Annotated in this window: 11 protein-coding genes; 4 read left to right on the forward strand and 7 right to left on the reverse strand. The window is 65.5% G+C overall.

Annotation, left to right across the window (positions count from 1 at the left end; genetic code table 11):
- Positions 1-6 precede the first annotated feature (6 nt).
- A complete protein-coding gene (nhaA, locus tag RDCOP1_RS01335; RefSeq protein WP_084722278.1) occupies positions 7-1,308 on the reverse strand; it encodes a Na+/H+ antiporter NhaA in 1,302 nt (433 codons plus the stop codon).
- Between the two features lie 233 nt (positions 1,309-1,541).
- Between nhaA and RDCOP1_RS01340 the strand changes: the two genes are divergently transcribed.
- Positions 1,542-2,066: an SRPBCC family protein gene (locus tag RDCOP1_RS01340; RefSeq protein ID WP_371836797.1), complete on the forward strand. Its 525-nt coding sequence runs from the start codon at positions 1,542-1,544 to the stop codon at positions 2,064-2,066.
- Here the strand turns inward: RDCOP1_RS01340 and rph are convergent.
- From rph to RDCOP1_RS01360, 4 genes are all read right to left on the reverse strand, one after another.
- A complete protein-coding gene (gene rph / locus RDCOP1_RS01345) occupies positions 2,033-4,642 on the reverse strand; it encodes a rifamycin-inactivating phosphotransferase (RefSeq protein WP_072698268.1) in 2,610 nt (869 codons plus the stop codon). The two genes, RDCOP1_RS01340 and rph, sit on opposite strands and share 34 nt — an antisense overlap.
- Positions 4,643-4,747: 105 nt before the next feature.
- A complete protein-coding gene (locus tag RDCOP1_RS01350) occupies positions 4,748-6,235 on the reverse strand; it encodes a flavin-containing monooxygenase (RefSeq protein WP_072698816.1) in 1,488 nt (495 codons plus the stop codon).
- Between the two features lie 193 nt (positions 6,236-6,428).
- On the reverse strand, positions 6,429-6,734 hold the full coding sequence (locus RDCOP1_RS01355) for a hypothetical protein (RefSeq protein WP_072698269.1): 306 nt from the start codon (positions 6,732-6,734) through the stop codon (positions 6,429-6,431).
- A gap of 208 nt (positions 6,735-6,942) precedes the next feature.
- Complete coding sequence (locus RDCOP1_RS01360; RefSeq protein WP_072698270.1) at positions 6,943-7,656, reverse strand: GAF and ANTAR domain-containing protein; 714 nt, start codon at positions 7,654-7,656, stop codon at positions 6,943-6,945.
- A 154-nt stretch (positions 7,657-7,810) separates the two neighbouring features.
- Here RDCOP1_RS01360 and RDCOP1_RS01365 point away from each other — a divergent pair, with 154 nt between their 5' ends.
- Both RDCOP1_RS01365 and RDCOP1_RS01370 read left to right on the forward strand, forming a co-directional pair.
- Entirely contained in the window at positions 7,811-8,845 is a 1,035-nt protein-coding gene (locus tag RDCOP1_RS01365) for an iron-containing redox enzyme family protein (protein WP_072698271.1), read from the forward strand.
- Entirely contained in the window at positions 8,842-10,398 is a 1,557-nt protein-coding gene (locus tag RDCOP1_RS01370) for a Mur ligase family protein (protein ID WP_084722280.1), read from the forward strand. The genes RDCOP1_RS01365 and RDCOP1_RS01370 overlap by 4 nt, the downstream gene beginning before the upstream one ends.
- Before the next feature lie 25 nt (positions 10,399-10,423).
- Here RDCOP1_RS01370 and RDCOP1_RS01375 read toward each other — a convergent pair whose 3' ends face one another.
- Together RDCOP1_RS01375 and RDCOP1_RS01380 are read right to left on the reverse strand one after the other, a co-directional pair.
- Positions 10,424-12,073 carry a DHA2 family efflux MFS transporter permease subunit gene (locus tag RDCOP1_RS01375; protein ID WP_072698272.1) on the reverse strand — a complete coding sequence of 550 codons (1,650 nt, stop codon included), beginning with the start codon at positions 12,071-12,073 and terminating at the stop codon, positions 10,424-10,426.
- 65 nt (positions 12,074-12,138) lie between these two features.
- Positions 12,139-13,158 (reverse strand): zinc-dependent alcohol dehydrogenase family protein, encoded by a 1,020-nt coding sequence (locus RDCOP1_RS01380; RefSeq protein ID WP_072698818.1) that lies wholly within the window; start codon positions 13,156-13,158, stop codon positions 12,139-12,141.
- Between the two features lie 309 nt (positions 13,159-13,467).
- Between RDCOP1_RS01380 and RDCOP1_RS01385 the strand changes: the two genes are divergently transcribed.
- Positions 13,468-13,899, forward strand: a complete 432-nt coding sequence (locus RDCOP1_RS01385; RefSeq protein ID WP_072698273.1) for a (R)-mandelonitrile lyase — start codon at positions 13,468-13,470, stop codon at positions 13,897-13,899.
- The last annotated feature ends 29 nt before the right edge of the window (positions 13,900-13,928 follow it).

Consider the following 13,928-nt stretch of genomic DNA (forward strand, 5'->3'; position numbering starts at 1 on the left):
ACGAGGTCACGCATGGCGATCGGGTTTCTGGTAGACATCCGGGATTCCGTCTCCGTCCTCGTCGCGGGTCTCGATCACAGCGATCCGTTTGTAGGCACGGTTGCGCGCGACGAGCACCACCGAGGCGCACAGTGCACTGAGCACCGAACCGGACAGCACGGCAACCTTGACGTGGTCCGCAGCCGGGGAACCGGGACCGTAGGCGAGATCACCGATCAGCAACGAGACCGTGAAGCCGATACCGCCGAGCAGCGCGACACCGAAGACATCCACCCAGCTGAGATCCTCGTCCAGGTGCGCGCGCGTGAACCTGGCCACCAAGTAGCTGACGCCGAAGATTCCGATGGCCTTACCGACCACGAGTCCGGCGATCACACCCACGGAGACGGGATCGGTCAGCGCGTCCGTCAGACCGGTCAGGCCTCCGACGGTGACGCCGGCGGCAAAGAACGCGAACACCGGAACCGCGACCCCGGCCGACAAGGGGCGGATCCGATGTTCGATGTGTTCGGCCACCGGCACACGCTTCCCGTCGACCATCCGTGCGACGGGCACCATGAAGCCGAGCAGCACGCCCGCGATGGTGGCGTGGACTCCCGATTCGTGGACGAGCCACCATGTGAGGACCGCCAGCGGAACCAGGACCCACCACGCCCCCACCCCGCGCTGCAACGCCAATGCGAATGCGGCGAGAGGAAGCAGGGCGAAACCGAGATAGAGCAGGTTCACCTCGTCGGTGTAGAAGACGGCGATCACCGTCACCGCCAGCAGGTCGTCGACGACCGCCAGCGTGAGCAGGAATGTTCGAAGCGCCGAGGGGAGGTGGCTGCCGATCACGGCAAGGACGGCCACCGCGAAGGCGATATCGGTTGCTGTGGGCACTGCCCACCCGCTGAGGGCACCGTCGCCGCCCATGTTGATCGCCACGAAGATCAATGCCGGGACCACCATGCCCCCGAGCGCGGCGGTGACGGGCATTGCCGCGCGGCGCAGATCGCGCAGACTGCCCTCGACGAATTCCCGCTTGAGTTCGACGCCGACGACGAAGAAGAAGATCGCGAGCAGGCCGTCCGCGGCCCACGTACCCACCGACAGGTCGAGGTGCAGGGCCGACGGACCGACCGTTGTGTCCCGCAATGCGTGGTAGGACTCGGACCACCCGGAGTTCGCCCAGATCAGCGCGGCCAGCGCGCCGACCAGCAGGAGCACGCCGCCCACCGTTTCCCTGCGAAGGATCTCCGACACGCGCCGGGATTCCTCCCACGAACCGCGCGACAGGAAGGGCAGGCTGGAGAAGATGCTCGACATCACGCGTCCTCGGAAGAGAGCGCGACAGACTGTCGCCCTGGTCGGCATCGGCCCGGTCGAGGATTCACGACGGGACCCGGCCCACCTCCCGTCACGGGAGACGGGGTCGAGAAGTCAAGGCATCGGTACACACAGTCCTCCGGCTCGAGAGAGATACTCACCTGCCGACCAGACTTCCCGGCGCACCGCGAAGGACAGTACCGCACACCGAAAACTCTGACACCATCATGCACGTGACGACTGAGCGGATCGAAGTGCAACGGACTCTCGAGGCCGAACCCGCCGCCATTTTCTCGGTGCTCTGCGACCCCCAAGGACACGTGGCGATCGACGGCTCGGGAATGCTGATGGACGCGGAAGGTGACGTGGTCACCGCCGCCGGCGACAGCTTCGTCGTGCACATGGACCGGGAAGCACTCGGCGACATGCCGTTGGGCAAATACGACGTGACCGTCACGATCAAGGACTTCGTCCCGGATCGGGAACTGTCCTGGACCATCTTGGGGACTGTGCGACCGCAGATCGGGCACGTCTACGGTTATCGAATCGAACCGGCCGAGGCGGGTTCCCTCGTGACGTCGTACTACGACTGGTCCGACATCGATCCCATGTGGCGGGACACAGGGATCTTCCCGGTGATTTCCGAGGCAACGCTGAAGTCCACTCTCGGAATCCTCGCGCGCACCGTGCTGCGGGGCTACCCACGCTCATCACCCCGCACAGCTCAGGAGTCCGGGCCGGACACGATCTCGACGTAACCGTCCGTTCCGTTCACGCGGATACGCTGTCCGTCCCGGATCAGCCGGGTCGCGTGCTGCACCCCGACGACGGCCGGCACCCCGTATTCCCGGGCGATCACCGCGCCATGCGTCATCAGCCCGCCCACCTCGGTCACCAGACCCTTGATCGAGACGAACAAGGGGGTCCAGCTCGGATCGGTATACGCCGTGACGAGGATGTCGCCTGCCACGAGATCGGCCTGGGCCATGTCCGCGACGACGCGAGCTCGTCCTTCGACGACTCCGGCGGAGACCGGCATACCGGGGACCGCGCCGTCCGGTACGTCCTCACGGCGGTACTCCCCCGACAGGACCTCGCCGTCCGATGTGAGCACCCTCGGTGGGGTGAGAGTTTCGTAGAAGCGGAATGCCCGTCGTCGGTCGCGGACGAGTTCGTCGCACTTCCCCTGCGTGCGCACCACCTCGCGCAACTCGTCGTACGTGAGGTAGAAGATGTCGTCCTTGCTGCGCAGCACACCGTGCTCCACCAGACGAGCAGCTTCGTTCGAGAGCGCCTGCTTGTACTCGAAATAGCGGCACACCATCGCGTACTTCGGGTACTCCCGATATCCGGAGAAGACGCGAAGACGAGCGATCATGCGTTCGGTCTCGTCCGCTTTGCGCTCCCCGTCCGGTAAGCCGCGCAGCCGCTCCAGCAACTCGTGTTCTTTCGTCTCGGCTGCACGTCGACCGTGCTCGAAACGCCGCTGAGCGGCGCCCGGCGTGAAACTGTCGATGTTGCCGACGATCACCGGGACAAGTGCCGTCGGGCGTTCGCGCCACCGGGGCCGGGTGATGTCGATTTCTCCGACGCACCGCATCCCGTACCTGTCGAGGAACCCCTCGATCGCCGCTCGGGCCTCTCGGCCTCCTGCCACGTCGCCCAGGTCGCCGAGAAAGACCTCGTCGTCGTACCCCGATTCTTCGACGTGCCGGAGGAACGCCACCACATCCGGCCGGGGACGAATTTCGTCCGCGACGTCGAGGAGTGCCAGACCCATTTCGGACGTGACGTTGTGGGGAACCGATTGTGCGAGCGTGTCGGCGGCGTCCTTCTCCCCTAGCCATCTGTCGAGGTGATCGGACAGCCACCGGGCCGATTCCATCGCGGCCGTGATCACCTGCAAGCTTCTGGGGTCGAACAGAATCCGCCTCAGCTCGTGGATGTCGGTTTCGACGAAGTCGACCAGCGCCGTACCGGACTTTCCCCGGATCTCCCGTTTCAGCGCTGACAGAGACGATTCGGTACGGGCGATCAGTTCGGTGACGACTTCGGGATCTGCGTCGATCGGTTCTGCCGTACCGATCCGGTGATCGGTACACGGTGCTTCGGAGCCCGGGACGAATCCTTTTCGGGCGACGATAGTGCGAAGCGCATCTCCCAGGAGCGGATCGGATCCGCCGAGAGCTTCCACCAGGGCTTCCCGGCTCGTCGGGGCCGACAACGCCGCAGTGACGTCGACGAACAACCTTCCGCCGGCCGTTCGCATGGGTGCGGGACTCGTCAACTGCCACACGGAGATCCCCAGAGGCTTCATGGCGTCGGTCATCATCTGCTGGTGGCCGACCGAGACATAGACGTGGTTGTCGTCGTCGTCTGTGACGGGAATGGGGAAAAGCGTTGTGATCGGCCGACTCTGGACTATGTGGAACTCATCGTCGGCCAGGCACCATTCGATGTCCTGCGGACACCCGAAGTGCGCTTCGATTGCCCGACCCAACTTTGTGAGCCGAAGGATCCGGACGTCGGACAACACCGCGGCAAACTGTCGTTCCGGGGACACGTCCCGCAGACACGTACCTCCACCGGGAGCGGGCTCGACGGAATACTGCTTCGAGGCGATGGCCGCGGTGATGTCCGTGCCCCGCACCGTGTACACGTCGGGGTTCACCCGGCCCGACACCAATGCTTCGCCGAGCCCGAAAGTTGCCTCGACGGAAATGACCGTGCGATCGGACGTGAGGGGATCCGCAGTGAACAACACCCCCGACGCCTGCGGGAACACCATCCGTTGCACGACCACCGCCATCCGAACCTTCCGATGGTCGAAGCCGTTCTGCGCCCGGTAGGCGACCGCACGCTCGGTGAACAGCGATGCCCAGCATCGCGTGACAGCCCGAAGAATCGACTCCCGGCCCACGACATTCAGATACGAATCCTGCTGACCGGCGAACGACGCGGACGGGAGATCCTCTGCGGTGGAACTGGATCGGACTGCCCACGCTTCATGATTCCCGCAACGGACGAGTGCGCCGCTGATGTCCGCCGCGACGTCGTCCGGAACCGCATGGTCTTCGATCGCCTCACCAATCTCCGCGCCGAGCTGCCGGAGTTCGTCGTGCTGGTCCGGTGCGAGTGCGGACAACCTGTCCAGCAGTCTGTCGATGGACGGTACCGCCTCCACCGCCCGGCGGAAGGCGTCCGTCGTGATACAGAACCCGTCGGGGACATGCGTCCCGGGTACGCGGACAAGTTCTGCAAGATTCGCTCCCTTCCCTCCGACAAGGTCTGCGTCTGTTCGATCGAGATCTTCGAGACTCAGCACGAAACCCATTTCGCTCCCCCTCGCTTTCTCTTGCTTGTACGGCAGCGAGTATGAGCCGGAAATCCGGCCCTCATGAGGGCAGTGATTCCGGTATAACGTGAAAGGGGGACGAGATCAGGAAAGCGGCGCCGTTGTCACATCCGGACGAGAACTGGCTGTCACGTCGAATGCCGTCTCGTCGAACGTCGCAAGCTCGTTCAGCATCCGCCGGGTCGACCAGGGCCAGTTGAAGCTGTTGCGGCCGTTGACGTCGAAGAAGTAACTCCGACAGCCACCGCTGTTGTACACCGTGCCGGCGAGTGCTGCCTGAACCCGGGCGTTGAAGGTTTCCTGCGCCTCCCGGCGGGGCTCCACGCGAGTCCACCCCTCCTGTCGTGCACGGGTCAGCACCTGGGCGACGTAGCCGAGTTGCGCTTCCAGAATCGTGAACGCCGAGGTGTGGCCTGTGCCGAGGGAGGGGCCCAGCAGCACGAACGCGTTCGGGAATCCGGCGATGGTGGTGCCGAGATACGCCTGGGGACTGCCCTTCCAGTGCTCGTCGAGGCTCCGGCCCTGCGCGTCGAAGATTCGGCTCGCGACCGGCATGTCGAGAATGTGGAAGCCGGTACCGAAGATGATCGCGTCCACGGCGGTTTCGGATCCGTCCGCCCCGGCCACGACGTTCCCCCGCACCGACGCGACCGCGGTGGGGTGTACCTGGACGGTCGGTTGTGTCAACGCGCGGTAGTACTCGTTGGAGAACAGCAGGCGTTTACAGCCCAGGGTGTGTTCGGGCGTCAATGTTCTGCGTAACCTGGGGTCGCTCACTTGAAGTCGCAGCCATGCCTTGCCCAGTTGCTGAATCACCTTCATGATCCATGGGTTTCGGAATCCGAGCCCCAACGTCTCCATGATGGAGTACTCGACGCGCCGGAGCACGGAGTGCGCACCCGGCACGCTCCGCAAGAGGGCACGTTCGGCGCGGCGTAGCGCGTAATCGGGCTTGGGCAGTACCCACTGGGCGGTGCGCTGATACACGTGGAGGGCAGCGGCTTTCCGCTCGACTTCGGGCACGAACTGCACCGCGGAGGCTCCTGTGCCGACAACCGCGACGCGCTTACCGGTGAGATCGTAACGGTGGTTCCATCGCGAAGAGTGGAACACCTCGCCCGGAAAGGTATCGAGCCCTGCGATTTCCGGAACGAGGGGCTCGTGCCAGGGGCCCGCAGCTGCGATGAGCACACCCGCTGTGATCACCCCGGAGGATGTGTCGACGATCCATCGGTGCGACCCCTCGTCCCACTGCGCGCGCTGCATTTCGGTACCGAAACGGATACGGCGAAATATCCGATGCTCCCCCGCCACACGCTCGATGTACCGCCGGATCTCCTCTTGCCCGGCGAACAGGCGGGTCCACTCCCGATTCGGAGCGAACGAGTACGAATACAGCGCCGACGGAACGTCGCACGCACATCCGGGGTATGTGTTGTCTCGCCACGTGCCGGCGACTGCATCTCCCTTCTCGAGGAGAACGAAGTCGTCGATCCCGTGCCTCCGAAGTTCGACTGCCGCGCCGATCCCGGAGATCCCGGCCCCCACGATCACCACTTCGTGATGCCTCATGACCGCGCCCCCACCGTGACCGGATGCCGCACGACGAAGAGTCGCCGCGAGCCGCATGATCCGGGCACGCTGTCTGTCGCCGACCCCCGGACGAAGTGTGTGTAACTCGTCGTCATACGAAGAAGCTACCAGGCGACGTGGATCACCTGTGGACTCGCAATGTGATGCTCCGGACCGCTGGGCGACGAACGCCTCAGGCCGCGTACGACGGCACGGGCGACGTGAGGGATGCGAGCAGGGCGGGAGCCTGATGCACGCCGAAAAGCGGAATCCCTGCCGCGCGTACCCGGTAGATCAGCTCGGCCTCGGCCGGGGAACATATCCCGTCGAGGACCTCCTCGGTTGCCACCGCACCCCAGACTGCACCCGTGGCCGGGAGCTCGCTCGAGATCGCCCAGCCGTGTTCCTCCGCCCAGTTCTGCACCTCTGCCCAGTGATAGGCGGCGGCAGAATCGGCGGGCGTACCCACCAGAACCAACTGTTCCTGTCGAGCAGTCATCGGAACTCCACATCGTATCGTTCTCGGTACCACGTTCCGGAAGCGAAGTGCCCGCTCGGACACCCTCCCGGGGTATCCCTATCAGTACCGCGAAGAAGATGCCGCTAAACCCGATCGGGTCGACCGTGTCGCTTGTAACAGCGGGGAGCACCAGGGTCATCGCCGTGCGGGCGCCGTGAACCGTGCGATGGCCCGCCCGGTGCGGCGATCACTTCGGGGTGTCGTCGCCGAGAGGAGCCGATCCCGATTCGACCAGCCGCGTGGCGATGTCGGCGAGCGCGATATTGCTGTCCTGCGACAGTTTTCGCAACAATTCGAAGGCGCGGACGGAATCGACACCGAAGCGTTCCATGATCATGCCTTTGGCCTGGCCGATGATGTCGCGGCTCGCGAGCGCCGAAGGGAACTGTTCGTGTCCGCGAGCAGCGCTCAGCGCCATCGCCGCTTGTGTGGCGAGGACTTCGGTGATCGCTTCCGCGGCGACATCGAAGCCTGCCGGCTTCGAGGAGAACAGGTTGAGCGCACCCATCGATCCGCTGTCCAGGTACAGCTGGAACGACAGGGTGCTCAGCACACCGGCCTGCACTGCCTCACCTGCGAAGTGCGGCCACCGGGTTTCCGTCCGGAGATCGTCGGACCTCACGACCAGGTTCTTCATCGCGGCGTCCAGACATGGTCCTTCACCGAGCTTCTCCTGCACGGCGTCGAGTTCTTCGGGCAACTTCGCCGTGGCTGCGAACGACTCCACCTTCCGCCCGCCGGTGACCGTGAGGATGTCTGCCCAGTCGGCATTGGGGACCAACTCGACAGCCGCGGCCGTCACTCCGCTCAGAGTGTCGGCGAGACTACTGGGACGGAAGAACTCTCGAGCCAACTCAGCCATCCGTCGAGCAAGGTCCTGCGGCTCCGGCAAGGCGTTCATTGCACGTCCCCTCCTCCGGCGGCGGCGAGTTCCGTACTTCGAGGGTACGGGTAGCCCCGCACTTCACCGGGCCGCCGAATGGAACGACGCGTGGTGACCGGAGGACCGGATCGACTACACCGCCGCCCGGGGCAGGCTGCGATAGCGTGAAAAGGTGCCCCGGTCCTACGAACTCCCGCCCCATGTGCTTCCCACCCCCCGCGGTTCCGTCTCGGAGGCGGTGATCGCTGCCTTGTCGACGGATCCCTCGGATCGCGTGCTCTTGCCGACAGTATCGGGCACCGACCCTCTCGGCGAGGACGCGCAGTCGGCGCTCTACACCTGCTACGAACTCCACTACCAGGGTTTCTCGACGGTGGACGACGCCTGGGAATGGCAGCCCGATCTGATCCGCATGCGGACGCAACTCGAGCGACTCTTCCTCGGCGCGTTACGTGACCTCGTTCCATCGGGAGACGATGCCCTCGGTGAGATGGATTCCATGTCAGAAACGCCGGAAACCGGTACGGGCCCGTCATGGCATCTCCGTGACCACGGAACCTGGCCGCAAATGCAGGAGTATTTCGCCCATCGATCGCTCTACCACCTCAAGGAAGGGGACCCGCAGGCATGGGTGATTCCCCGCCTGACGGGGCAGGCGAAAGCGGCGTTCACGGCGGTCGAGTTCGACGAGTACGGCGGCGGTCGTGGCGATCGGATGCACTCGGAGATGTTCGCCGCACTCCTGTCGGCTGCGGGACTGAATCCGGCGTATCTGGCATACCTCGACGAGGTTCCGGCAGAAACCATGGCGACCGTCAATCTGATGTCCCTGTTCGGCCTTCACCGCGCTCTGCGCGGCGCGGCCGTCGGTCATTTCGCGGCCGCCGAGATCACCTCGTCCCCCGGGTGCCACCGCCTGGTGGAGGCGCTGCACCGCCTTCGCGCGCCGGAGCCGTGCGTGCGGTTCTACGAAGAGCACGTCGAGGCGGATGCGGTGCACGAACTTGTCCTCCGTACCGACGTCGTCGAGGATCTGCTGGACCGGGAGCCTGCCCTCGCCGCAGACGTCGTGTTCGGGATGCGGGCGTTCGACTACGTCGAGGAGCTTTTCGCCGACCGGTTGATGGACGCCTGGTCTGCGGGTCGAAGCTCGATGGTCACCGGTGGAAGCATCGTTTCGAGCGAGAGCGGGTATCCGCGGATGTGACCCGCGACCCCGACGACCGCACGACATCGCCGTCGGCTTCGCCGGTACCCGACGAACCTCGCACAACGACGCTCGACGATCTCGCCTTACTCCTCGGGGACGCGCTGCGTGCGGCGTCCCCGCGGGGAAACAGGTGCGTGATCACCGGCGTCAGCGACGATTCCCGGACCGTGCGGCCGGGCGACCTCTATGCGGCCTTGCCCGGAAACAGTTTCCACGGCATCAGCTTCGATGCCGACGCTGCACGACGGGGAGCCGTCGCGATACTCAGTGACCGGCCCTCCCGGTACCTGCCGACGTTGGTGGTCGAGGATCCCCGCCGCTGGGTCGGCCCGCTCGCGTCCCGGGTCCATCGTCATCCGTCCCGCGCGATGGACGTTCACGGGATCACCGGAACCAACGGTAAGACGAGCGCGACGTACCTCCTCGACGCCGCGCTCGGCACACTCGGCGTCGTCACCGGCATGATCAGCGGAGTCACCGTGCGCGGTCCCGGCGGTGCACGTCCAGCCACACGAACGACCCCCGAAGCCGCGGTGCTCCAGCGCATCCTCGCCGAGTTCCGGGATCAGGACGTGGGCGCGGTGCCGATGGAAGTGTCGTCTCACGCCATCGTGCAAGGCCGCGTGGACGGCGTGTGGTTCCGCACCGTTGCATTCACCAACCTCGGACCCGACCATCTGGACTTCCACGGAACGATGGACCGCTACTTCGCCGCCAAAGCCGCCCTCTTCACCCCGGACCGCGCACAGGCTGCCGTCGTCAATCTCGACGACGAATACGCCAGGCGACTGGCGGCGCACGCGGAGATGCCGGTGTGGACCCACTCGACGAACGCGACACAGGCGGATCTGTACGCCGACGAAATATCCTGCGGTTCCGACGGAACCGACTTTTCTCTGCACACACACGACGGGCATGCACGAGTCCGCCTTTCCCTGCTCGGACCGCACCAGGTGGGTAACGCGTTGACCGCTCTCACGTCGCTCGCCGCCGTCGGTGCCGACGTACTGGGTGCAGCGGCAGGCCTCGAGACTCTGCGCGGCGTTCCCGGCCGTCTCGAACGCATCGACGCCGGCCAGGATTTCCTTGCCCTCGTGGACTACATGCACAACACGTCGGGCCAGCGGGAGTTGTTGCCGTTTCTGCGCTCGCTCACGGCCGGTGGGCGGCTCATCCTCGTGATCGGCGCGACCGGCGACCGGGATCCGGGCAAACGTTTCCCGCTCGGACACACTGCCGCCACGTACGCAGACCTCGTCGTCGTCACCGACGAGAGTCCCTTCTCGGAGAATCCGCAGCGTCTCAGGGCGGCGGTTGCCGAGGGGGCTCGCGAAGCCGGGGGCGCCGAGGTCGTCGTCGAACCGGATCGCCGCCGAGCCTTCGACCTCGCGGTCGCGTTCGCCACCGGCGGGGACGTCCTCGTCGTCGCAGGACGCGGCAGCGATCTTCAGCAGACCTTCGGCAGCACGACGAAAGAGTTCGACGACCGCCGTCAACTGCGGGCAGCACTACAGCGCGGAGCAGATGTCGAACCCCGGGGCGCAATCTGATCCGGTGACGAGCAAGCACCGACTCCTATCCGGCGTCCGGTGCCGGAATTCCGGCCTGCCTGCGCGGCTGCAATTGGGTGGCGCTCGCCAGTCCGATGACGAGGAATCCCGCCGCGAAGAACAACGACCACCTGGTCGCGTCCGCGAAGCCTTCCGACAGGGCCTCGGCGGTCTCGGGACCGGCCGGACCGAGACGGCCGTCGTCGCCCTGATCGCGGATGATCGGAATGGTGCTGCCTGCCGAGTCCCGGGTACTGTCGACCAATCCGGACTGCACCTGCGCCGGTAGAGGACTCGATTCGAGGCGGTCAGTGAGGCTGTGCGCCAGGCTGAGCGAGAGCACGGTCCCGAGGATGGCCGTGCCCAGGGCTGCGCCGAGCTGCCGGGACGTGCTCTGAATGGCAGACCCCTCCCCCGACTCCGCTGTCGGGATATCGACCAGCACGGTTCCGGTGAGCTGGGCGGACGCGAGGCCCAAGCCCATACCGTAGATCGCGAGCAGCAGCGCGAGCAGGACGGAACTCGCCGACGGGCGGAGGTACAGCGCGAAGGCGAGCACCCCGACCACCTCCAGCGTCAGACCCAGCATGACGGTACGGGGGGCTCCCAGTTTCCCGGTGACGAAGCGTGCCGAAGCCCCGGAAGCGAACGCGCCCAGCGCCATCACCGCCAGCACATAGCCGGCGCCGAGGGTACTGAGCCCGTAGGCGTTCACGAGGAACAGCGGTAGCACCAGCAGGAGCCCGAATTCTCCGATCGCCACCGTCAGGGCGGTGGTGTTCCCCCAGCTGAAGGTGCGGATCCGGAACAGGGTCAAGTCGAGGATTGCGGAGCGCCGCAGGTCGGCGCGGTATCGCTCCCACATCACGAACGCCCCGAGGGCCACAATTCCCACCGCAGCGACAACCGGGGTCGCCGAGATCGGCGCGGTCTCCGGCCACGTCACCCCGAAGACCCTCAGATCGGCGATCGGTTTCCACCAGCCGATCTTCTGCCCCTCGATGAGGGCGAACACCAGCGCGCCGAACCCGATCGCGCTCAGAATCGGTCCCAGGACATCGAGTCCTGGGACCGTGGTCTTCGACCGGGTCTCGGGCACGAACAGCACCGCTCCGATGATGACGAGGATGCCGATCGGCACATTCACGAGGAAGATCCACGGCCAGGTGAACGAGGTCGTCAGCCAACCTCCCAGCAACGGACCTACGGCTGCCATCCCCGAGATCACCGCACCCCACACGCCGAACGCGACCGCTCGGTCTCTGCCGCGGAAGGTGGCGTTGACCGTCGAAAGTGTGCAGGGAAGAACCAGGGCACCTCCGATGCCCTGAACGACGCGGGCAGAGATCAACGTGGTGGAACTGTCCGACGCCGCTGCGGCCAGGCTTCCGCAGATGAACACGAGAACCCCGATGATGAACAGCATTCGGCGACCGACTCGGTCGCCGAGCCGTCCCGTCGTGAGCAACAATGCCGCGAACACAACTGAATAGATGCTGTTGATCCACTGCGCGTCGGTCAGATCCAGGTTCAGGTCGTCGATGATGACCGGGAGGGAGACGTTGACGATCGTCCCGTCGACGACGATCAACGACAGTCCCAGGGCCAGGACGCCGAGTCCGATCCACTTCCGGCGCCCGACGTCGACTTCAGGGTCAGGGGTTTCCATCGTCATCGGAGGCTTCCTTTCCCGGCTGCGGAGTTCGTCGCCCTGGACATCACCGCGTTCATCGATGGAACTCAGAGAGTGAGCATCACCTTGATCGCTCGACGTTCATCCATTGCGCGGTAGCCCTCGGCTGCCTCGTCGAGAGGCAGAGTCAGATCGAATACGGCCCCTGGGTCGATGGCGCGGTTCCAGATCAGGTCTATCAACTCCGGCAGGAAGCGCCGTACCGGGGCGGGCCCGCCGTGCAGATGCACCTCGGCGAAGAACAATTCTCCGCCGGGCAGGGATACGTCATGGGAGACACCGACATAACCGACGTGCCCACCCGGGCGAGCGGACCGGATCGCCTGCATCATCGACTGCTGCGTCCCGACCGCCTCGATCACGGAGTGCGCTCCCAGACCTGAAGTGAGGTCCTTGATTCTCTCGACACCCTCGTCCCCGCGCTCCACGACGATGTCGGTGGCTCCGAACCGGCGCGCCAGCTCTTGGCGATCGGCGTGGCGGCTCATGGCGATGATCCGCTCTGCGCCGAGTCGTTTCGCTGCCAGAATCCCCAGCAAGCCCACCGCCCCGTCCCCGACGACCGCCACCGTTTTACCCGGGCCGGCTTCCGCAGCCACGGCGGCGAACCAACCGGTTCCGAGCACGTCCGACGCCGCGAGCAGCGAGGGAAGAAGGTCCGAGTCGGGTCTGCCCGGTGTGGCGACCAGCGTTCCGTCGGCCAACGGGACCCGCGCGTACTCGGCCTGAGTCGCGATCGCGCCCATCGGTACCGCGTGTACGCACCGGGACTGATATCCGGCGAGGCAGATCTCGCAGGTGTTGTCGGATGCGAAGAACGAACCCACGACGAAGTCCCCGACCGCGATGTTCGATACCGCGTCGCCGATCTCGGTGACCGTCCCGACGTATTCGTGACCCATCGGCATGTGCTCTGCCGGGTCGGCACCGCGGTAGGGCCACAGATCCGAACCGCATATGCAGGTGGCAGCCAACCGGATGACGGCATCGGTCGGTTCGAGGAGGACAGGGTCCGGACGATCTGCGATTCGCACCTGACCGGGCCGGTCGAGAAGTACTCCACGCATGTTGTCTCCTTGGTCTACCGACGGGCGTCGCCCGAGCGCAACCTCGACCACGGGATCCGGCACCATCCGTGCACGCAGACACGACGATGCACCGCGCCTGGGTGTTGCTCCTTCAGCCTGCGCCTTCCGGCCCTCGATCGATGCCGAAGCTGCACACCCACCAGGTCACAGTACGGGCAATTGCGTCCGGGAAAGTGCTTCCCGGCGATTACCGACTGATCTGATGGACATCATTCGAGACCACGGCACCGGGCGAGTCGGATCCCTGTGCCGGTGGCAGCACGGACATTCGGCCGAACGGAGCAAGCAATGCAGATCGTTCGCAACACGCTCGACACCGGCACGGGGCCCGAGGACTGGTTCACGGGCGACGTCTACATCGATCCGGTGGCCGCCGCACCGCCTCCCTCACGGGTGTCGGCGGGTCTCGTCCACTTCACACCGGGTTCCCGCACACACTGGCACCTGCATCCGCTCGGCCAGACGATCTTCGTCACAGAGGGAATCGGGTTGTGCCAGCGCCGGGGTGGTCCCGTCGAAGTGATCAAGCCGGGCGATCGGGTGCTGTTCGAAGCGGACGAGGAGCATTGGCACGGGGCGGCACCCACCCGTCTGATGACTCACCTCGCCATCAACGAAACGGACGACGAGCACGATACGGTCCACTGGCTCGAACCCGTCACCGACGAGGAATACTTGCAAACGCCCGAAGACGACTTCGGGACAATCCCTGAGGCTTGACTTCCCGGAATCAAGGGTCGACACTTGAC

The organism is Rhodococcus coprophilus NBRC 100603 (assembly GCF_001895045.1).
Lineage (GTDB): Bacteria > Actinomycetota > Actinomycetes > Mycobacteriales > Mycobacteriaceae > Rhodococcus > Rhodococcus coprophilus.